Origin of the sequence: Actinoplanes palleronii (assembly GCF_016862315.1) — a bacterium.
Taxonomy (GTDB): Bacteria; Actinomycetota; Actinomycetes; order Mycobacteriales; family Micromonosporaceae; genus Actinoplanes; species Actinoplanes palleronii.
In genome coordinates this window covers 39,077-58,822 of sequence record NZ_BOMS01000146.1, presented here as the reverse complement: position 1 = coordinate 58,822, position 19,746 = coordinate 39,077, and the positions used below count along the sequence as shown (strand labels likewise).

Sequence of the window (19,746 nt, the reverse complement as noted above, 5' to 3'; positions counted from 1 at the left end):
CGGTAATTGTCCGGTTGGTGTCCGAGCGGTGTCAGGCACACCTGTTTGTATGGGTTCATCGACGTTTTGCGCCATTCGATGGCGACTCTCTCCCCTGGAGGACTGACGATGCGAGTCGAGTTCGACGAGCCCAAGTGCGTCGCCGCCGGGCAGTGCGTGATGGTGGCGCCCGACGTGTTCGACCAGCGTGACGAGGACGGCGTGGCGATCGTGCTCGACGCGGAACCCGGCCCGGAGCTGCACGACGAGGTGCGCGAGGCGGCGGCGGTGTGCCCGGCCGCCGCGATCCGCCTGGTCGAGCCGTGAACCGGATCGTCGTCGTGGGCGCGTCGGCTGCGGGTCTCGCGGCCGCCGAGACCCTGCGCCGCGAAGGGCATTCCGGATCGGTCACCCTGGTCGGCGAGGAGCTTGATTTTCCGTACGACCGTCCGCCGCTGTCCAAACAGATCCTCGCCGGGGAATGGGAGGCCGAGCGGCTGGCACTGCGTACCAAAGAAGATTTTGATCGGCTCGATCTCGACCTGCGCCTCGGTGCGGTCGCCGTCGGCCTCGACCCGGGCGCGCGCCTGGTGCGGCTGGCCGGCGGCGAGCAGCTCGGCTACGACGGGTTGATCGTGGCCACCGGCGTGCGGCCACGCCGGCTGCCCGGCCGGGGCGGACACGTGCTGCGGACCCTGCGCGACGCCGTCGAGCTGCGCAAACGGCTCGGACCGGGCCGGCGGCTCGTGGTGGTCGGCGCGGGTTTCCTCGGTGCCGAGGTGGCCGCGGTGGCGCGCGGCCTGGGCTGCGAGGTGACGCTGCTGGAACCCGCACCGGTTCCGCTGGCGCACGCCGTCGGCGAGCAGGTCGGCCGGGTGCTCTCCGAGGCGCATCGGGAGCACGGTGTCGACCTGCGCACCGGCGTCACGGTGACCGGAATGACCGATTTTGGCGTGACCCTGTCCGGCGGAGAGCTGGTCGCCGCCGACGAGGTGCTGATCGCGATCGGATCGGTACCCAACACCGAATGGCTGGTCGACAGCGGTCTGCCGATCGACGACGGGTTGGTCTGCGACGCGTTCAGCGCCGCCGCCCCGCAGATCTACGGCGCCGGCGACGTGGCCCGCTGGCACAACCCGCGGTTCGGGGTGAGCATGCGCATCGAGCACCGCACCAACGCCGCGGAACAGGGCATGGCCGCCGCCCGCAACCTGCTGCACCCCGACGCGCGCAAACCGTTCACGCCGGTGCCGTACTTCTGGTCGGACCAGTACGACATGAAGATCCAGGCGTACGGCTACCTGCGCGGCCACGACACCGTCGACATCGCCGAGGGTGACCTCGCCGGGCGGCGGTTCCTGGCCACCTACCGCAAGCAGGGCCGGCTGGTCGGCGCGCTCGCCGTCGGTTTGCCACCCAAGGCGCTGCGCCCCTGGCGGCAGGCCCTGATCACCCAGGAGCACCAATGATCAACCGTGATGTCGTCGTCGTGACCGGTGCCGGTGGGATGGGCCTGGCGGTCGCCCGGCGTATCGGCAGCGGCCGTACCGTGATCCTGGCCGACGCGTTCGCCGCGCCGCTGGATCGGGCGGTCGCCACCCTGAACGCGGAAGGGTACGCGGCCGTCGGCCACCTCACCGACGTCGCCGACGCCCGCGCCGTGGTCGCGCTCGCCGAGGCGGCCGCGGCGGAGGGCCGGATCGCCGCCGTGGTGCACACCGCCGGGGTCTCCGCGGCCACCGCCACGGTCGAGAAGATCATGCAGGTGGACCTGGCCGGGACCGCGCACGTCATCGACGCCTTCGAACCGGTCGCGACCCGCGGCACGGCACTGGTCTGCATCGCCAGCATGGCCGGGCACTATGCGACGCTGAGCCAGGCCGACGAGCTGGCGCTGGCCACCGCGCCCAGCGCCGAGCTGCTGTCACTCGACGTGGTGACCGCGGCGGCCGGGGCGGAGCCGGTGGCGGCGTACATCATCGCCAAGCGTGCCAACCAGGTCCGGGTCCAGGCCGCGGCCCTCGCCTGGAACCGGCGCGGCGCCCGGATCAACACGGTCAGCCCCGGCGTCGTCGCGACCGCGATGGCCAGGTCCGAGGCCGAGTCCACGTCGGGCGAGCACATGCTGGCCATGCTCGACGCCTGCGGTGCGGGCCGCACCGGAACGCCCGCCGAGATCGCCGACGTGGTGGCGTTCCTGACCGGTCCCGCGTCGCTCTACATCACCGGCACCGACGTCCTGATCGACGGCGGTCAGGCCGCCTGGATCCGCTGGCACCGCAGCGCGACGCCGCGGGGTGGAGAGCCCCGCGGCGCCGCACCGGTCACCGTCAGCTGACGGTGAGCGCGGTGTCGTCGATGACGAAGGACGTCTTCAGCGAGGAGTCCTCCACCCCGGTGAACTTCAGGGTCACGGTCTGCCCGGCGAAGGCGGCCAGACTGTACGAGCGCAGCGTGTAGGCGCTCGCGTTGAGGTTGGAGAACGTCTGCAGCGTGGTCGTGCCGACCTGCACGGTCAGCTTGTCGTACTGGGTGCTGGAGGTCGTCTCCGACGTGCTGATCTTCAGGTAGAACGACAGCGTGTACGCGGTGCAACCGCTCGGAATGGTCACCGACTGCGACAGGGTCTCGGTGTTCGTCGAACCGTTGCCGTTGAGCCACGCGTCACGGGTGCCGGTGCGCGGGGCCCCGTCACCGGTGTTCGCGCCGATCACGCCGGTCGACGCGGTCCACGGCGTCGTCGCGGTCTCGAAGCCGGGGTTGCCGAGCTTCTGACCGGCGCCGGTGCACCCGCCGGTGGTGCCGACCGTCAACGTGTACGCGGCGGTGTGCGTCGCGGAGCCCGTCCCGGTCACCGTGATGGTGTACGAACCGGAGGCGGCGGCCGTGGTGGTCGCCACGGTCATCGTCGACGACCCGCCGGAGGTGACCGACGCCGGGCTGAAGCTCACCGTGACCCCGGTGGGCGCGCCGGAGCTGGTCAGCGCGACGGTCTGCGCGCTACCCGAGGTGGTGGCGGTGCTCACCGTGGTCGTGGCCGAGGAGCCCGGGGTCACCGTGGCCGTGCTCGGGCTCAGCGCCACCGAGAAGTCGTTGGCCGTCGACGTGGCCGTGGTCAGCGTCCACGCGGCGTACAGCTCGGCGTTGGCCCAGCGGCCCAGCGAGGTGCTGTTGATGTTCGACGGGTACGAGTCACACGCCTTGTGGTAGCACGGGTCGTACGCCGAACCGGCCGTGCCGCCCCACTTGGTCACCTGGGCGCTGGTCTTGGTGTAGCTGGCCCCGGTCGAGTTGATCGACGACGGGATGCCGGCGTCGCGGAACGAACCGTCGTCGCTGCAGCACTCGGTCGACGTCTCGGTCGGCACGCTGATCGAGGTGAAGTAGTCGCGCAGCTTCACGGCGACCGCGTCGGTGCCGGTGACGAAGTAGCCACCGTTCGTCGACGCGATCATGTCGAACGTGCCGTACGCCTTGATCGCGGTCTTCTGCGCCGTGGTCAGCGAGTTGACGTAGAACTTGGAGCCGATCAGCCCCTGCTCCTCGCCGGCCCACCAGCCGAACCGGACGTGGTTGGTCATCGTCGGGTTGTTCGCGGCCAGCACGAGCGCGGCCTCGAGGAGCGTGGCCGTGCCGGAGCCGTCGTCGTTGATGCCCGGACCGGCCGACACGCTGTCGGAGTGGGCGCCGAACATGTAGGTGTTGCTGGTGTTGCCGCCCGGCCAGTCGGCGATGATGTTCTTCGCCGAGCCGCCGCTGCACGTGGTGCAGGTCTGCACGGTGACGGTGTAACCGGCCGCCTGCAGCTTCTGCTGCAGGTACGTCGTCGTCGCGGTGTGCCCCGCCGTGCCGGTCGCCCGGTTGCCGCCGTTGCTGGTGGCGATGGTCTGCAGCTGCTGCAGGTGGGTGTTGACGTTCGCGACACTGACGGTCGGTGCGGCCAACAGGGCAGCGCTGCTCGCCGACACGGGTGAGCCGGCCGATCGCATGCCGGTCGAGGCTGTGGCCGGCAGCGCGCTGAGCGCCACCGTCGCCGCGACGAAAACAGCTAGGGCAGGTCCTGCCGTCACCGTTCTGAGTCTCATCTGGGGGGCTCCTAGGGGTCCAGGCCGATTCACGGCTGGCCGTAGGAGATCAGTAACGTGCCACCGGGCACAAGATATCGAAATACTTATATTCCTGAGCCGCGCGTGCGCCGATGCTGCCGTCCAGGCCTCAATGTGTGGACGGCAGCCCGGCCGCGGTGGCGGCGATCATGCGTTGCAGCGTCGGCCGGAACGGCGGGAAGACCCGGGCGATCTCCGGTTCGCGGTCGTACAGCTGCCGCAGCGCCTCCGGGGGGCGGGTCAGCGGGAACAGTTTCGCGACGAACGCGCTGGCGGCCATGACCAGGGACGCTCCGTCGGTGTCGGACAACTGCGGGCAGGCGACGGTGATCTGCCGGCCGACGGTGAAGTAGGTGTCGATGGCCCACACCTTGTAGACGCGCAGGGCCGCGACGGAGACGTTGTGTTCCAGCATGGTCTCGGCGTGGGTGGTGAGGTCGCAGTAGAGCGGCCGGTCGGCGTACGCGTCGGCGAGCGCGGTCGCCGCCGCGGAGTATCCGCTCGCCCGGCTCAGTGCGGCACCCGCGGCGGCCGACCACGCGGTGCCCTCCCGCATGGCCAGCTGCAGGTAGATCTCCTCGCGCGTCCCGAAATACCGCAGGACGGCGGACTTGGCCAGCCCGACGGCCACGGCGATGTCGCCCAGGCTGACCCGGGCCACGCCCGCGTTCTGAGCGAGTTCAGCGGCGGTGGCGAGGATGTGCTCGCGCCGCTCGATCTTCTGTTCCGGGCGCCGGGCCCGCTGAAACGACGCTTCCATGGCAGCCATCACCATAGCCCGCCACTTAAAAGAACATCGTTCCCTTGTTAGGAGAACGATGTTCTTATAAGGTCGGCCATCGACCGCGCTCCTCGTCCTTCTCACCATCGGCAGGCCCATGACCGACCTCAGCCAGACCATCGACGCCTTCGTTGCCGCGTTCAACGACCCGGCCCCCGATCTCGACCGGGTCATGTCCTTCTTCGCCGACGACGCCCGGTACCTGCCCGGGCACGGTCCCGAGCTGCACGGCAACGCCGCGATCCGGAAAGAGTTCGCCCCGCAGTTCGCCGGCCGGTACGGAGCGATGACGTTCGACGTGTACGACCAGGTGATCGACGAATCCCGCCGCCGGGCGACGATCCGGTGGGCGTGCCGGCTGGACCTGACCGGCGACCACGGCCGGCGCGCGATGCCGGCGGTGCGCTGGTTCGCCCGGATCCGCTACGGCGGCCGGATGCAGTGGCACGGCCTGGACGTTTTCCACTTCAACAGCGCGGGCCAGATCACCGGCAAGTTCACCTACGCGACCTTCCGCCTGCCCCTCTGGGAGCGGACGCGCTGACGTGCGGCCGGTCCGGCGCTTCGCGGGCGCCGGGCGCGCCACCCGTCGTGGTGGTGCGGCGGGTCAGGCGCGGTCGTGGAGGGTGATCTGGTAGCCGTCCGGGTCGGCGAAGGTGAACGTGCGGCCGAACGGGCCGTCGATCGGGGTGGTGACGATGGTGTGGCCGTCGGCGGCGAGGGCGTCGTGGATGTCCTGGACGTCGGTGGCGTGCAGCCAGATCGCCGCGCCGATGCCGGGCTGGGTGACGGACGCGAGATCGGTGCCGGGAACGATGTCGCGCAGGGCGAACGCGATCGGCTTCGTCTCGAAGACCACGGCGTGCGGCGGGCCGGCCGGCGAGCGGACCAGGCCGAGGTATTGCTCGTAGAACGCCTGCGACGCCGTGAGGTCGCGGGCCTGCAGGGAGATGAAGTCGGGGCCGGTGACGGGCATGTGCTGCTCCTTCTGTTCGTGTCAGTATCCTGACACGCACCAAGGTATGTCAGACTGCTGACATGAGTCAAGACGACGCCGCGGTGGACCTGGAAACGTCACTGGGCTACCTGCTGAAGGAGGCGTCGAGCGCCCTCCGCGCCGCCATGGAGGCGGTGCTGCGGCCGCTGGGGATGACCGTGACGCACTACTCCTGCCTCGAGCTGCTGGCGCAGCGGCCGGGCCTGTCGAACTCCGAGCTGGCCCGGGGCGCGTTCGTGACCAGGCAGTCGATGAACGTGCTGCTGCAGGCATTGGAAAGAGATGGGTACGTGAGCAGGCCGGCGGCGGCGCCGGTGGGCAAGGTGCTGCCGACGCGGCTCACATCCCGCGGCCGGCGAAGCCTCGCGGCGGCGTCCGCGGCGGTCCGCTCCGTCGAGGTCCGGATGCTCGGCGGGATGAGCGAGGCGGAGCGGGCGGCCGCGTACACCCTCCTGCGGGGCATGATCCGTGCCCTGAAGGACCCCGGTGAGGGCGTGTGATCGCTGCCGGAGGCGCGTCACGGTCCGGAGTGGCGCGGATCTGGCGCGAGACTGTCACGGGACATGGCTCGTAGCCTACGGACGTGCGCCCGGTATTCGTACCAAATGGGGTTGAATCAGACCTGTTCTATCAGGGCGTTGAGGGTGAATCGGGCGGTCGCGGCCATCGACGGGTTGGTGCCGGCGTAATAGGGGAGCGCGCCGATCGCCTGGACCAGCGCCCAACCCCGGCCGCGCTGCCAGGTCGCGTCGTCGGCGCCGAGTGCGTCGCGGTAGGTGCTCCGGGCCGGCGCGGGCAGCAGGTTCCAGGCGGGCATCAGGTCGACCGCGCGGTCGCCGATGCCCATCGCGCCGAGGTCGATCACCGCGGTGAGGCGGCCGCCGGCGGTCAGCAGGTTGCCCGGCATGAGATCGCCGTGCAGCCAGACCGGCGGCCGGTCGTCGTCGCCCGCGTCCAGGCACTCCCGCCAGATCTCGGCCAGCCGGGCGGTGTCGGTGAGATGGGCGCTCAGCGCCAGGGATTGACGGACCTCGTCGTCCTGGTCGGCGAGCGGGCCGCCGCGGGTCTCACCGTTCCACGGCCGGCCGCCGGTGTCGAGCGTGTGCACCGCGGTCACGAAGGCGGCCAGGTCGGCGGCGAAGACGTCCGGGTCGCCGATCGTGGAACCGTCCGCGATCTCGCCGGGGATCCAGCGGAACGCCGTCCACGGCCCGGGGTAGCCAGGCCCCGGCTCACCGATGCCCAGCGGCTCGGGCACGGCGGCGGGCACCCGGCCGGCGAGGCGGTGCGCGTTGACCTGTTCGTCGAGGAGGTCCTGCCGGTGGGCGTCGGCCGGCGACGGCTGCAGCGGGAACCGCAGGACGACGTCGTCGCCGAGCCGGAACAGCGCGTTGACCGTGCCGCCCGAGGCGACCGGCCGCACCGGCAGGCCACGCCAGCCGGGGAATTGGCTCCCGACCAGGGCGGCGACGGTTTCCACGGTGATGTCGACCTGGCCGGCATGCATTTTCACCCGGCGACTGTCACACCCGGAGAGCCACATCAACAAATCATTTTTCGGTACGAATGGAGCGCTATCCGCCGGGCTGCGCCGCGTCCGGCGAGTGGCGAGGCGCTATCTGTCCAGCCAGGTCGGTGTGGTGCGGATGTCCAGTGTGGCCCAGACGACCTTGCCGTCCTGGCATGCGATGGCGCCCCATGCCTCGGCCACGCTGCGGATCAGCCGCAGTCCCGCGCCGCGTTGTTCGATCAGGGCGCCGGGCATGCGGGTCTGAGCCTCGATCAGACGCGGTAGATCGTAGTCGTGATCCTGGATGGCGAGGTGCAGCAGGTGCCCGCGCAGCGACACCGCGACAGTGATGTCGGTACCCGCATGTTCGATGGCGTTGCCGGTGAGTTCCGAGACGATCAGCATCGCGGAAATGAACAGGTGGGGCAGAGCCCAGGCCAGACACGCGTCACCGGCCATCATGCGGGCCCGTGCGGCCGAGATCCCGTCGGGGGACAGCGCGATCTGGCGCCGGTGGGCCCATCGTGGCTGCTCCAGCCGGGCGTGGGCGGTGGCGACTGAGGCGGTGGTGGTGGTCTCGACGAGGGTGTCCTGCAGGCGGCTCAGCAGCGGTGCCGGCACGGCGGCGAGGATCAGGTCGACGCCCCAGGCCTGAGTGGCGGCTGACCGGCCGGCGTCGCGCCACGTGGCGAGCGATGCGCCGGTCGGATCGGACAGCTGGGCAAGGTCCACGATGATGGCGTGGGGCGTCTCGGCGATGCACGCCTTGAGCTGGCGCGCCGCGGTGTAGCGCAGGTGGTTGCTCCACCGTCCGCTCACGCTCACCACGGTCACACCGTCCTCGACGTTGTTGACCGCGGTGACCTGAACTGTGCCCGCGACGAGATGGGTGTTGTCCACAGCAGGTGTCTCCCGAATCAGCGAATTCGGCTGGCGCGGCTCGGGCGCGAGTGACACCGGACAGACGAACGACGGATACTGCCGCGATCCTAGACAGTGGTCGATGGGTACGCATGGACGCACGACACTTGACCATCTTTATCCGGCCGGCTCAATGTCGGTAGTCGCACAGGCCGTCCGGTGAGGCCACTGCTGTGATGCGGAACACCGATCCCGTACGCCGCCGACGGCTGCTCAGGAGGGCGCAGAACTCGTCCGAGGCGGCGACCATACGGCGCCATCGGCCGGCGGAGCGTCGCCGAACAGCAGCGCTGTCGTGGCCGTGGCGCGTATCAGCCAGACGGTCTGCGGTGACGGCCGGCGCAGGGCCAGTGTCGCGCCCCGCCCCGCAGCGAGGTGGAACGCCTGTGCCAGGGTGCGCAGACCGCCGACGTCGATGAAGCTGACCTGCGCCATGTCCACGTCCACGTGGCGGACTCGGCGATCCGCCAGGGCCTCGAACAGGTCGGCCAGCCGGGGGGCGTTGAAACGGTCGAGCTCACCGCTCAGCTCCACCGTCGTACGATCGGTGTCTTCTTGCAGAATCATCTGCAGTAAGGCGCCGTCGTCGACATTTTCAGCACCTGGCAACGTCATCGCAGGGACCCCTCTTTCGCCGCTCGGGCGTCGCCGTGCCGGGAAAACTCCCGACGCGGGAACAGACACGTCGGCGATACGTGGCGGGGTCTGAGCCGACGATCGCGGCATCGACGCTAGTCGGTTCCCCGTCGAATGTCTGTACTCCGGACGGGGCAACCGGGATCAGGCGTGCGTCACTGGCGCAGCAGCCTGGCGGAGCGGGGCAGGTCGCTGACGATCGTGCCGGTGACGTCGCTGAGAAGGCGGTTGTGGCTGCGGGCATAGTCGCGGATCAGGTGGAACGCCTCGTCGGGGATGACACCGTGTGCTTGGGCGATGATGCCTTTTGCCTGCTCGATGACGATCCGGCTGGTCAGCGCTCCCTGCAGCTGCTCGGTGAGGTGCTCACCGCGGCGGATGGCGCGTTCCTGCAGCAGCCCGATGACCGCGACGTCGGCCAACGCCTGCACGATGCGCGTGTCGGCCTCCATGAGTTCGCTGGCACCACCGAAGATGCTCATCGCCCCGATGACCTGCTTGCGCAGTCGCAGCGGGAAGGCGTGCACGGACGTGAAGCCGGCTTCGGTGGCGCGGGGGGCGAATCGGGGCCATCGGTCGGCGGCCGCGGCGAGATCGACGTTCGTGACCGGCCGGCCGGTACGGAACGCGTCCAGGCACGGGCCGTCGTTGTACTGCAGCTGGAAAAGTTCCATGAGCCGTGCGCTCTCGTCGGAGGCGGCCATGAAGGTGAGCCGGTCCCGATGGTCGGCGAGCATCAACCCCACCTCAGCGGTGGCGAACAGCCCGGCGACGCGCTGGGTGAGCATCTGCAGGAACTCGATCACGTCGAAGTCGTCGATGAGCGTGTCAGCGAATTCGACGAACACCGCAGCGAGACGTTCGGTGGAAACAGTGGACATCGGTGGCCTACCGCCTTTCTCCGGTTTCCGTGCCAACGGCGGTCACGACTGGTCACTGTCGAAGGTGAGCCTACGCTCCGTCACGTCCCGTGCCACGTCTCCCAAGGGGGTGTTCTGGGTGTAGGCGTGCGCGCGTAGCCGCACCAGCGCGTCACTGAGCGAGACGCCGAGTTGCATGGCCACCATGCCCTGGGCCTGAAACAACTCGGCTCGCTGACCCATCACCTCGTCGAGGCCGTCGGCCGCCGCGCCCGGGCCGGCCTGTTCCTGGCCGTCGAGCAGCGTGGTGACCGCCACGTCGGCGAAGGTCAGCGCTTCACGGAACTTGCTCGCCGGCAGCGAGCCCGGCTCGACGCGGAACACGTCGAGGACACCGAGACGGGCGGCGCCGATCTGCAACGGGAACGCGAACACCGCCCGGAGCCCGTGCTCATGAATGGCGGCCGTGTAACCGGGCCATCGGTGTGTCGCGCCGTCGGTCAGATCGGGCACCAGCACCGGCCGGCGGGAGGCGAACGCGTCCAGGCAAGGGCCTTCACCGAGGGTGAACTGCAACTCCTCGATCTGCTCGTAGGGTGGTCCGGACACCGCCGCCACCCCGCGCATGCCGGCCTCGGCCATCATGCTCACACCCACTCCCGAGGCCGGCAGGGACCGTGCGGCGGCACTGCACAACCGCCGTAACGTGCCCACCACACCGCCGCCGTCGGTGGTGCGCCCCGGTTCATCGGCGATCAGACGCAGCACCCGCTCGATGTGCTCATCCACGGCGCGTGTCCGAACCTGAGCGGTGCCGGCCGGGGGCAACGTCGGGATGCCAGTGACTGTTCATGGCTGCGCCTTCCCCTGACCGGGAACCGCCGGGGATCAGGGCAGCAGTTGTCAGATCGCTAGCGTTACTGGCGTGGACGATACACCGATCACGGTGCCGCTCTGCGGGTCGGCACACGCAGATGCTGACAGAAAGACCGGATCGAGGGTTCCGGTGGCACCTTACCGGTGGCCGGTGCGGCAGTAGAGTTGATTGCTCGATGCGGCCCAGCCCTCGCCGTGCGCCACCGACGCTGCCAGCGCCTGACGGAGTCTTCTGGCGCGTCTCCGCCACGAGGGCGATGGGGGGCGACCATAGCCATGACCGATGCCACCGGAGATGCCGTTCCGCTGCATTTCACCGTGGAGATCGACGGCAATCACCTGATCCTGGCACTCAACGGTGAGATCGACCTGTTGAGCAGACCCTCACTGGCCGAGCTGCTCGACGGCGCCGTGGACGGCACCCACCCGTACGTCGATGTGGACCTGGCGGAGGTCAGCTTCATCAACGCGACGAGCCTGCGCGTGTTGTCGCAGGCCTGTCGCCGGGGCGCCGAGCGGGGCGTCACGCTGACCGTACGCCGGCCATCGCCCTATCTGGTCTCACTGTTGCGGCGCCTCGACTCGACGACGCCGCTGCTCGGTGGTCACACCCCGGCCGTACCGTCGCAGGCGACGCTGAGCGACACCCCCGAGGCCCGGGGCCGGCGGGCCGACGAACGGGACCGGCGAGCCGACGAGCGCGAGCGACAAATCGGCGAACGCGAAGAACACGCCAGGGACCTGCAACTCCTCAACGAGGAACGCGGCCGGCTCCTGGACGAGCGACAGCGCAGTGTCCGGCACCACGAGCAGTGGGAAGACATCCGGGAGGACATCGCCAACGAACGGGAGTCGAAGCTCGAACAACGAGAGCGCGACTGCTGAGCGCGGCAATGTGTCGTACGCCCCTGTTACCTTCCGTCGATGCCGATCATTTCGATCTCGGACGAGACGACGACGGGTCCGAAGACGCCCGCCTGGGCCATGGAGATCTTCGAGGAGACGGTGCGGCTGGATGAGCTCATCCGCCGCCGGATCTTCCAGGAGGTCGCCGAGTCCGGCACGGCGGCCGACCCGCAGGAGAAGACCAGCACGGCGCTCGCCGCGTTCACTCGCAACGCGTTCGTGGTGCTCGTCGACGACCGGCAGGTGACCGAGCTGGACGACGAGGTGCACCTGCACGCGGGGTCACGGGTCACCTTCCTCAAGCTCGTACCGTTGGTGGGTGGCTGATGACCACCTTCGATCCGCCAGTGACCATGCGCCTGGTCGCCGGCAGCATCGCGGTCCTGGAGCAGCACCACCGGCGGTCCGGCGCCTCCGACAACGAGTTGCGCCAGTTCGCCCAGCACGCGGCCATGGTGTGCGGCTGGGCGCCGGCCGGCGTGGGGGAGCGGCTGCTCGCCGAGCTGGACGGGGCGTACCCGCTTCTGCCCGGGCAGCGCGCGGTGCTCCCGGAGCTGCAACGGCTCGCGCGCCAGCTGCTCGACGCGGTGGCGGTGCTGGAGAGCGACCACGCGAGTCACGACCAGCGGGTGGCCGCGGCGCAGACGGCGGTCGGGCAGCTGAGCACCGGCATCGTCGGCAGCGCCTATTACCCGCACGGCGATCAGTGGTTCGCCGCCGCGGCGGCGATGCACGACCGTGCCCGGCAGCTGCTGCGTGTGCAGCCGGCGCCGGTGCGGCAGACGCTGTTCGACGCGTGGACGGCCACCGACGGCCCGCACCATCCCGGCCGCGGCTCGCTGGGCCAGCTGATCGGCAGCCTGCTGGCGGCCGGCGGCGTGGACGGCACGGCCGGGCTGGACCGGTTCGGCCTCTTCTACCACCTGTCCTGCGGTGACTGGACCGGTGACCTCGTCAAGGCGGAGCACGCCGCCGGCCGTCCGCACCCGTGGGCGCTGGCCACCTGGCGCCGGATGCAGATCGAGCACTGGCAGACCGGCACCGCCGCCACCCTGTGGCCGGTGCCGAGCCCGGGCGAGCCCTGGGCCGACCGCGCCATCACCGAGGTCGAGGCGATGCCCGGGGAACGCCGGGCCGCCTGGCACGCGCTGCTCGCTCACTGCGTGCCCGACAAGGATCAGGCGCGGCCCTCGGCGGCCTGGCGCAAGCAGGCCGGGCCGCTGCTCGCCGCGGTCGGCGCCGCCGAGTTCGCCGACCACGTCGACGGCTGGCTCGCGCTGGTCGGCGCGCCCCGCAGCCGGCCTGCGCACGTCGTCGTCAGCTACTCCGGGTTCCGGCACGCCCCGGGCTCGCCGCGGATGCCCGACCGGTACAACGTCCGGCTGCTCTCCGGGCTGCTCTGGGCCCGCGCGTTGTGCCCGCCGACGCCGGACGCCGTGCGGCACCTCGGCCAGATCGCCGAGCGGGCCACCCGCAAGATCTCCGGCCACGGCCCGGCCAGCCCGAAACTGGCGAACGCGGCAGTTGCCGCACTGATCGACACCGATCATCCCGCGGCTGTCGCGCAGCTGGCCCGGCTGGCCTCGCGGCTGACGTACAAGAGCACGCTGCGGCTGGTCGAGAAGGGCCTGGACGCGTGTGCGACCGCGCTCGGCATCGCGCGTGAGGACGTCGAGGAGATGGCCCTGCCCGGCTACGGGCTGCCGCTGGCCGACAAGCTCGGCGACGGCACCTACGAGGTCGAGATCCACGGCACGGACGCGGTCGTGACCTGGCGTAACGCGGGCGGCAAGGTGGTCAGGGCCGTCCCGGCTCAGGTGCGCGCCGACCATCGCGAGGAGCTGAAGGAGCTCACCGCGACGGTCAAGGACATCGGCGCCACGCTGATCGCCACCCGCGACCGCCTCGACGGGCTGCTGCGCCGTGACCGGCAGTGGACCGGCGAGCAGTGGCGGGACCGGTTCCTCGACCACCCACTGGCCCGGACCCTGGCCCGCCGCCTGATCTGGACGGTCGACGGCGTCACCTGCGCCTGGGCCGCCGACGCCGTGCGCACCGTCGACGACGCGGTTTTCCCCGTCAAGGACGATGCGATCGTACGACTGTGGCACCCGGCCGGCGAGCACCCTGACGCGATCGGCGCGTGGCGTGACTTCCTGGCCCGTCACGAGATCACCCAGCCGTTCAAGCAGGCCCACCGCGAGCAGTACCTGCTCACCGACGCGGAACGGGCCACCGGCACGTACTCGAACCGGTTCGCCGCACACGTCGTCCTGCAGCACCGGCTCAACGCGCTGCTCGCGCGGCGCGGCTGGTCGTACCAGCAGTGGCGCGACGACGCGTACTCCCGGGAGTCACCGCGCCTGGCCCTGCCGGATCGGGGCCTGCGCGCCGAGCTGAGCATCGCCGGGATCGACCCCCGCGACGACGGGGTGTTCGACACGATGGCCACCGACCAGCTGCGGTTCCTCGGCGAGGACGGCACCTCCGTCGCGCTGGAGCAGGTCCCGGCAGTCGTGCTGAGTGAGGTGATGCGCGACGTCGACCTGTTCGTCGCGGTCGCCGGGGTCGGCAGCGACCCGAACTGGTTCGACGGCGGACCGCAAGGCCGGTACCGCGACTACTGGGCCAGGACCAGTTTCGGCGAGCTCACCCCGCCCGGCCAGACCCGCCGCGAGGTGCTGGCCGCGCTGATCCCGCGACTGGCGATCGCCGGCCGGTGCACGCTGACCGACAAGTTCCTCGAGGTGCGCGGCGACCTGCACACGTACCGGATCCACTACGGATCGGGCAACATCCTGATCGCGCCGCAGGACCGCTACCTGTGCATCATCCCGGCGTCGGCGAAGCGAGCCGCCGAACCCGACCTGTTCCTCCCGTTCGAGGGCGACAGCCGGCTCTCCGAGATCATCAGCAAGGCGCTGCTCCTGGCCGCCGACCAGAAGATCAAAGACCCGATCATCCTCCGGCAGCTGTGAACACGGCCGACGCTCTCCGCGAGTGGAGCGGATGGCTGAGCCGCGTCGGCGCCCCGGTCGCGGCACACCTGCGTCCGGGGCGGCCGCCCGAAGAGATCACCGCCGCGCTCGGCGCGGATCTGCCGGCGGCCGTGCTCGCCTGGTTCTCCTGGTGCGACGGCGTCGACGACGCACCCGGCCAGGTCATCGGCGACTGCTGGGTGATCCCGGGCTACTGGCCGGTCGCGCTCGCCGAGGTCCACGACGACTGGTCGGTCGAGCTACCCTACCGACATTGGGTCCCGCTGCTGCGTGACGGCGGCACCGATTTGTATGTGGCCGCCTGGTCCGAGCCGGGCGATGAGCCGGTGGTGGTGTCCCTGCTGGATCCGGGAGAACCGGTAGTCGAGTACACCTCCATCGCCGAGCTGGCCACCGTCACCAACGCTTGCTTCACCCAGGGCGTCTACGCCATGGCCGAGGACGGCCTGCTCGACCTGGTCGACGCCCCCGGCTACGACACCATCTACGAGGCGATCACCGGCCGCCCATCGACGTGACCGCGGCGAGCCGGTCGTAGTGCTGCGCGGGCTCAGTCGTCTGGCGAGGTGGTGCGCGCGATCAGACGGGGATCTCCGGTGTGGTCGGCGAGCAGGGAGAGGGCCTCTTCGAGGAGGCCGGCCACCTCGTGTGTTTTGTCATCGGTGGCATTCGTGGCGTTGTCCAGAGCGTCCAGAAGTGGCTGGACCGCTCGGGGCTCGCCGAAGTAGGCCAGCGCTCGCATGGCCTCCGCCCGCGTGACGGCGTCCTCGTCATCGATCCGGGCGAGGAGGGCGCGGCGGACCTCCGGAGTGTCACGGCCGGCTTGGTGCAGCCCGCAACAGGACCAGTCGCGGACCAGAGGGTCGGGGTCGGTGGTCAACTCGACCAGGTAGCGCACCGCGTCGTCGTCGGTGGCGGCGAGGCGGGTCAACGCGAGGGAGACCGCCCAGCGGACCATGACTTCGGGATGCGTGTGCCACCTGCCGAGGGATTCGACCGCCCGTGGATCGGCGAGATGCCCGAGCGCGGTCGCGATCGCCTGCTGTACCTGGTCGACGGTCTCGGTGGCGGCGAGGTCGAGCAGCAGCGTCACGGCCGGGGCGCGGAAAGGGCGCTGATCGCGGGGCACGGCCACGATAGTGCCTTCGGCCGAGAGCGCGACCGCGCCCAGCTGGCCGAGGACGTAGGCGCCCAACTCCCGCCGGACCGGCTCGGCGGAGCCGCACAGCGACCGAGCTGCCTCGAAGGTCTCCTGGTCGCCGCGTAGGTGCAGGAACCCGGTGTATTCCGTCCGGGTGTCCTCGTCAACGGCGAGAGCGGCGGACACGAGCTCGGCGACCGGCAAGGTGCGAAGCGGAACCTCGCCGTCCTCGGTAGAAACGGTCGCGTCAGTCCAGCTCATGTGAATCGACCGTAGCGGACCGCCGCAGCGCTCGCGCGCAGCGGCGCGCCGACGTCATGCCGGGAGCGCCGCCACCTTTGGCACCCCTGAACCCATCAGCGCGGAGATCCTTCCGGGTCGACGCTGCCCGAGGTGAGCACTTGCGAAAGTGTGGCGATCGTGGCGCGGGCTTCTGTGGCGTCCGTGGGGTTTGTCCAGCCCTGATGCCACGGGCCGGCTACGACCTTCAGGGCTGCCAGCGCGAGGGGTGCCAGGTCGGGCGCGGGTGCGGCGAGCCGGACCTCCGGGGCGAGCTCCTGGTCGGCGAGCGTGGCGAGTCGCTCGTCGAACTGTTCTCCGCCGGGCAGAGTCGCCGCGACGATTGCCGCAGCGGCCACGACCTCGTCGGGGAAGTACTCACGTCCGAGCAGTTCCGGCTTGTCCCTCACGAAGAGGAACATGCGGGTCAGAGCGGGCACCCGGCCCTCGGGAGGGCGCTCGGCGAGCTCCTCCAGGAAGTCCATGGCCCCGTCGCTGGAGAACGGGCCGGTCCCGAACGTACCCATGCTGTCTTGCCTCCTCGCGCTGGTCTTCGGCCTGAAGTTACAAGATTTGCGGGCCGGCTGGCTGGCTTCGGTGGGGGACGCGGGGTTCTTGTCGTAGGGCGGGGACAGGGTCTCGGGCGTGTTGTGGGGCGAGGTTCATGTCTTCGAGGGGCGCGTGTTCGTCACGCGCGGCCGGTTCACCACTGGTGTGGCCGTCGCCGATGATGCCTCCTGCGCGCAGCTGGGTGACGCGATTCTGCAGCTCTACTCATTGGCTTCCGAGGCCTACCGGGACGAGGGGGTCTCGTGGCGGTCGTTCTGTGAGGACGTCGCCGGTGTCCCGGTTCAGCGATACCGGCCCGAGAAATCCGCGCGGGTCTTCCTCAGCGACGGCACCTGGCACGCCGCCGTCGACCCGTTCGGTCCAGAGGCGGAGATGCCGTCGGCCGCCGACATCGCGCACGAACTCGGCGCGATGGTCCGTCGCGTGCTCGACGCGGTCCCGCCCCGGTGGCCGACGATCCATCAAGCAGCGATCGTCACCTCCGCCGTCGGCCGACTGATCGTGATGCCGGTCGTCAGGGGCTTTTCCGTCGGCCCGGCGTACACCGCAGATCCGGACGCCGGATCGCTGCTCGCGGCGGTCCGTGCCGCGCTTCCCGCATCGGAGCGAGGAGAAAATCCGGGGTACGCGGAGGCGCTCGCGGCCGCGGGTGTCGACTGGCGTCTGCTCGACGGCGGCGCGACCGTGCACCTCGAAAGCTGTCGACCGGCGACGTCCGGCTCACCGGCGCGGGCAGTGCCGGCAACCGGCCGGTCGCCGGGCAGACCTGGCTGGGCCGCGCCGACGACCTGGCCACGGTGTGCGCCGCAGCGGTGCGGATGATCGCGGATCTTCCGGTGGAGCACCTGCCGCCCGGTACTCCCGCCGTGGTGAGCTTCGGCGTCAAACGGACCTGGCTGGCGGTGCTGGCGGCACGGTCGAGCAGATCGCCGCGGCGATCGGCCTCCATAACGGCACGGAGACCGGCTGGGACGACGTCATGCGGGTCGCCGCGGCCTGGAGCGTCGATCCGAATCCCCTCAGCGTGATCGCATCGAGCCCCCGCCCGGGGCTCCTCGGCCGGCTGACCTGACGGTCCGGCTGGAAGGCTGTGGGTATGGAGTTCCTGTGTTATCACCGCGACCGGCCCGGTTCGCTGGCGCTGCGGTACGAGCTGGGGGAGGCCCATTGGGCGTACATGGACGGGTTCGAGGCGGAGCTGATTGCCCGGGGTCCGACCCTGGCCGCTGACGGGGAAACCCCGACCGGCAGCCTGCACATCGTCGATCTTCCCGATCCTGCCGCGGCTCGGGCGTTTGCCTTTGACGAACCCACCTATCAGGCCGGTGTGTATCGGGACGTGCTGCTGCGGCGGTGGCGCAACGCGCTCGGACGCACCATGTGGGACTTCCCCGGTGGTGCGGCCGAGGGCGACGGGTACCTGGTGCTCGGGTTCGGCGCGGGGGCGGCGGCCGACCTCGAGGTGCCGGCGGGCCGGGATGATCTGATCGCTTACGGGCCGCTGCTGGCCGACGACGGGGTGACCTGGTTGGGCACGGCATTGCTGATCGTCGCGCCGGGTCCGGATGAGGCGTGCGCGGTGCTGACCCGGGAGCGATACGACTCCATCGAGGTGCACCGCTGGACTTTCGGTGGGCGACGGTAGTGCGATCGGCGGGCACGGCGTTCCGGGGGAGCGCCGTGCCCGGCGTTTGTCACATGGTGATGTCGGCCTGGGGGCCTGAGTAGGTCTTGACCAGTGCGGGCACGTCCGCGGCCGCGTCCAGCACGTAGGCGTAGAACGCGCTCGGGGTGAACGCGGAACCGCCGGTCACCTGCTTGCCGGTGGAGTTGACCACGATGCTGCCGCTCTGCTTGAGCTGTCCCTTCGAGGTGTCGTCGATGTTGTACGGGTTGGCGACGCCGTCGAAGTAACTGTTCTCCAGCACCATTTTGGTGCTGCCGCGCGACAGATTTCCGTACGATGAAATGTTCTGCAGGTAATTGTTGTAGAGGTGCGCGTACTGCAGGTTGTCGGCGCTCGGGTTGCGCTGGTTGGTGTTGAAGAACCAGTTGTGGTGGATGGTCTCGCGGGCCGTCACGTTGTCGGTCCAGCCGATGCCGAACGTCTTGTTGTGGTTACCGAGCCGATTCCACGAGACGGTGACATAGGACGTGTCCTTGCGCGAGTCGATGTAGCCGTCGTTGATGTTCTGGAACGTGTTGTGGTCGATCCAGACGTGGTCGGCGGTGTCCATCTGAATGCCGTCGTAGTCATACGTCTTGTCGTCCGGGTCGTCGTCGGTCATCGCGGTGTCCCCGATGGTGAGGTTCCGGATGATCACGTTGTGCACGCCCGCGGCCAGGAAGAACCCGCCCGCCTTGATCCGGCCGGTGGTACCGACCCCGACGATCGTCTTGTTCGACGTCACCCGCAGCTCGTAGCCGTAGGTGGGGTAGGTGACCGTGCCGCTCACCCTGATCACAAACGGCTCGACCGCTGTCGCATATTTCAAGAGATCCGCGTACGTCGTGACCGTGACCGACGCGCCGGCCGCGCCACCGGTGGTCCCGCCGTCGGTGGACGCGAACCCGTCAGCCGCATTCGACCACCGCGACCCGCCGCCGACCTGCGTGAACATCCACTGCATGCGGGCGATGTCGGAGCAGGTCTCTTCGACGATCGGGTTGTTGCCAGCGGTGGAGCCGTCCTTGTTGCTGAGGCAGAGGCCGGTGGCGACGCTCTTGACCAGGTACTTTCCGGTCACCGCGGTGGAGGCGGTGAACGTCCAGAGTTGATTGTTCTTGGTGTTGTCGCCGCAGCTGTACTGCTGCAGCTGGGTGCCGGAATTGCTGGAGGAGCTGGGTACGTCGATGCATTTGCCGCTGTTGCCGTTGACCAGCTGGAACTGGCCGGTGTTCTGCTGCTTCGCGGTCCACTGCTGGTTCTTGGCGGTGGTGGTGCAGGCGAGCTGGATGAGCAGGGCGCTGCTGGCGGTGGACGCGCCGGTCACGTCGACACACTTGCCGCTGGAACCTGAGGCCAGGGTGTAGACGCCACTCGGGGCCGGTGCCGTCGCCGCATCGGAGGGCAGGGCGACGGCGACGACGGCCGCGGCGGGGAGAGCGAAAGCGACAACGAGGCCGAGCAACCGGCGTCGGTGTCGCGGGGAGGTCCCGGACATCGAGATCTCCTTCCTGAGGAC

The 19,746-nt window shown here is 69.9% G+C and carries 22 protein-coding genes; 11 read left to right on the top strand and 11 right to left on the bottom strand.

The window, feature by feature from the left end:
- Positions 1–108 precede the first annotated feature (108 nt).
- Genes Apa02nite_RS42780 through Apa02nite_RS42770 form a run of 3 tightly spaced genes read left to right on the top strand, consistent with a single transcriptional unit; the run spans position 109 to position 2,317 of the window.
- On the top strand, positions 109–306 hold the full coding sequence (locus tag Apa02nite_RS42780) for a ferredoxin (protein ID WP_067705693.1): 198 nt from the start codon (positions 109–111) through the stop codon (positions 304–306).
- On the top strand, positions 303–1,448 hold the full coding sequence (locus Apa02nite_RS42775) for an NAD(P)/FAD-dependent oxidoreductase (protein WP_203830199.1): 1,146 nt from the start codon (positions 303–305) through the stop codon (positions 1,446–1,448). Before Apa02nite_RS42780 ends, Apa02nite_RS42775 begins: the two co-directional genes overlap by 4 nt.
- Positions 1,445–2,317: an SDR family oxidoreductase gene (locus Apa02nite_RS42770; RefSeq protein WP_239164952.1), complete on the top strand. Its 873-nt coding sequence runs from the start codon at positions 1,445–1,447 to the stop codon at positions 2,315–2,317. Before Apa02nite_RS42775 ends, Apa02nite_RS42770 begins: the two co-directional genes overlap by 4 nt.
- On the opposite strand, the gene Apa02nite_RS42765 is transcribed toward Apa02nite_RS42770, so the two are convergent.
- Positions 2,310–4,064 (bottom strand): M28 family peptidase, encoded by a 1,755-nt coding sequence (locus Apa02nite_RS42765; RefSeq protein WP_203830198.1) that lies wholly within the window; start codon positions 4,062–4,064, stop codon positions 2,310–2,312. The two genes, Apa02nite_RS42770 and Apa02nite_RS42765, sit on opposite strands and share 8 nt — an antisense overlap.
- 130 nt (positions 4,065–4,194) lie before the next feature.
- Positions 4,195–4,845, bottom strand: coding sequence for a TetR/AcrR family transcriptional regulator (locus Apa02nite_RS42760; RefSeq protein WP_203830197.1), 651 nt, complete (start codon positions 4,843–4,845; stop codon positions 4,195–4,197).
- 118 nt (positions 4,846–4,963) lie between these two features.
- Here Apa02nite_RS42760 and Apa02nite_RS42755 point away from each other — a divergent pair, with 118 nt between their 5' ends.
- Positions 4,964–5,410, top strand: a complete 447-nt coding sequence (locus tag Apa02nite_RS42755; protein ID WP_203830196.1) for a YybH family protein — start codon at positions 4,964–4,966, stop codon at positions 5,408–5,410.
- Between the two features lie 63 nt (positions 5,411–5,473).
- Here Apa02nite_RS42755 and Apa02nite_RS42750 read toward each other — a convergent pair whose 3' ends face one another.
- Complete coding sequence (locus Apa02nite_RS42750; protein ID WP_203830195.1) at positions 5,474–5,842, bottom strand: VOC family protein; 369 nt, start codon at positions 5,840–5,842, stop codon at positions 5,474–5,476.
- Between the two features lie 62 nt (positions 5,843–5,904).
- Between Apa02nite_RS42750 and Apa02nite_RS42745 the strand changes: the two genes are divergently transcribed.
- Positions 5,905–6,363 carry a MarR family winged helix-turn-helix transcriptional regulator gene (locus tag Apa02nite_RS42745; RefSeq protein ID WP_203830194.1) on the top strand — a complete coding sequence of 153 codons (459 nt, stop codon included), beginning with the start codon at positions 5,905–5,907 and terminating at the stop codon, positions 6,361–6,363.
- Positions 6,364–6,479: 116 nt separating this feature from the next.
- Here Apa02nite_RS42745 and Apa02nite_RS42740 read toward each other — a convergent pair whose 3' ends face one another.
- From Apa02nite_RS42740 to Apa02nite_RS42720, 5 genes are all read right to left on the bottom strand, one after another.
- The gene (locus tag Apa02nite_RS42740; protein ID WP_203830211.1) at positions 6,480–7,370 is read right to left on the bottom strand and encodes an aminoglycoside phosphotransferase family protein; all 891 of its coding nucleotides are present in this window, start codon (positions 7,368–7,370) and stop codon (positions 6,480–6,482) included.
- Positions 7,371–7,478: 108 nt separating this feature from the next.
- On the bottom strand, positions 7,479–8,330 hold the full coding sequence (locus Apa02nite_RS42735; protein WP_203830193.1) for an ATP-binding protein: 852 nt from the start codon (positions 8,328–8,330) through the stop codon (positions 7,479–7,481).
- A gap of 177 nt (positions 8,331–8,507) precedes the next feature.
- Complete coding sequence (locus tag Apa02nite_RS42730) at positions 8,508–8,909, bottom strand: STAS domain-containing protein (protein ID WP_203830192.1); 402 nt, start codon at positions 8,907–8,909, stop codon at positions 8,508–8,510.
- Between the two features lie 176 nt (positions 8,910–9,085).
- Positions 9,086–9,811 carry a GAF and ANTAR domain-containing protein gene (locus Apa02nite_RS42725; protein ID WP_203830191.1) on the bottom strand — a complete coding sequence of 242 codons (726 nt, stop codon included), beginning with the start codon at positions 9,809–9,811 and terminating at the stop codon, positions 9,086–9,088.
- Between the two features lie 42 nt (positions 9,812–9,853).
- Entirely contained in the window at positions 9,854–10,579 is a 726-nt protein-coding gene (locus Apa02nite_RS42720; protein WP_239164951.1) for a GAF and ANTAR domain-containing protein, read from the bottom strand.
- 363 nt (positions 10,580–10,942) lie between these two features.
- Here Apa02nite_RS42720 and Apa02nite_RS42715 point away from each other — a divergent pair, with 363 nt between their 5' ends.
- Genes Apa02nite_RS42715 through Apa02nite_RS42700 form a run of 4 tightly spaced genes read left to right on the top strand, consistent with a single transcriptional unit; the run spans position 10,943 to position 15,089 of the window.
- A complete protein-coding gene (locus Apa02nite_RS42715) occupies positions 10,943–11,551 on the top strand; it encodes an STAS domain-containing protein (protein WP_203830190.1) in 609 nt (202 codons plus the stop codon).
- 39 nt (positions 11,552–11,590) lie between these two features.
- Positions 11,591–11,899, top strand: coding sequence for a hypothetical protein (locus Apa02nite_RS42710; RefSeq protein WP_203830189.1), 309 nt, complete (start codon positions 11,591–11,593; stop codon positions 11,897–11,899).
- Positions 11,899–14,550 (top strand): DUF4132 domain-containing protein, encoded by a 2,652-nt coding sequence (locus Apa02nite_RS42705; protein WP_239164950.1) that lies wholly within the window; start codon positions 11,899–11,901, stop codon positions 14,548–14,550. Before Apa02nite_RS42710 ends, Apa02nite_RS42705 begins: the two co-directional genes overlap by 1 nt.
- Positions 14,547–15,089 (top strand): SMI1/KNR4 family protein, encoded by a 543-nt coding sequence (locus tag Apa02nite_RS42700; protein WP_203830188.1) that lies wholly within the window; start codon positions 14,547–14,549, stop codon positions 15,087–15,089. Before Apa02nite_RS42705 ends, Apa02nite_RS42700 begins: the two co-directional genes overlap by 4 nt.
- A gap of 32 nt (positions 15,090–15,121) precedes the next feature.
- Here Apa02nite_RS42700 and Apa02nite_RS42695 read toward each other — a convergent pair whose 3' ends face one another.
- Together Apa02nite_RS42695 and Apa02nite_RS42690 are read right to left on the bottom strand one after the other, a co-directional pair.
- Positions 15,122–15,973 carry a HEAT repeat domain-containing protein gene (locus tag Apa02nite_RS42695; RefSeq protein WP_203830187.1) on the bottom strand — a complete coding sequence of 284 codons (852 nt, stop codon included), beginning with the start codon at positions 15,971–15,973 and terminating at the stop codon, positions 15,122–15,124.
- Between the two features lie 95 nt (positions 15,974–16,068).
- Complete coding sequence (locus Apa02nite_RS42690; protein ID WP_203830186.1) at positions 16,069–16,518, bottom strand: DUF4259 domain-containing protein; 450 nt, start codon at positions 16,516–16,518, stop codon at positions 16,069–16,071.
- A 154-nt stretch (positions 16,519–16,672) separates the two neighbouring features.
- Here Apa02nite_RS42690 and Apa02nite_RS42685 point away from each other — a divergent pair, with 154 nt between their 5' ends.
- Together Apa02nite_RS42685 and Apa02nite_RS42680 are read left to right on the top strand one after the other, a co-directional pair.
- Positions 16,673–17,383 (top strand): hypothetical protein, encoded by a 711-nt coding sequence (locus tag Apa02nite_RS42685; protein ID WP_203830185.1) that lies wholly within the window; start codon positions 16,673–16,675, stop codon positions 17,381–17,383.
- A gap of 274 nt (positions 17,384–17,657) precedes the next feature.
- Positions 17,658–18,206 (top strand): YciI family protein, encoded by a 549-nt coding sequence (locus tag Apa02nite_RS42680; protein ID WP_203830184.1) that lies wholly within the window; start codon positions 17,658–17,660, stop codon positions 18,204–18,206.
- Positions 18,207–18,255: 49 nt separating this feature from the next.
- Here Apa02nite_RS42680 and Apa02nite_RS42675 read toward each other — a convergent pair whose 3' ends face one another.
- Positions 18,256–19,725 carry an RICIN domain-containing protein gene (locus tag Apa02nite_RS42675; RefSeq protein ID WP_203830183.1) on the bottom strand — a complete coding sequence of 490 codons (1,470 nt, stop codon included), beginning with the start codon at positions 19,723–19,725 and terminating at the stop codon, positions 18,256–18,258.
- Positions 19,726–19,746 lie beyond the last annotated feature (21 nt).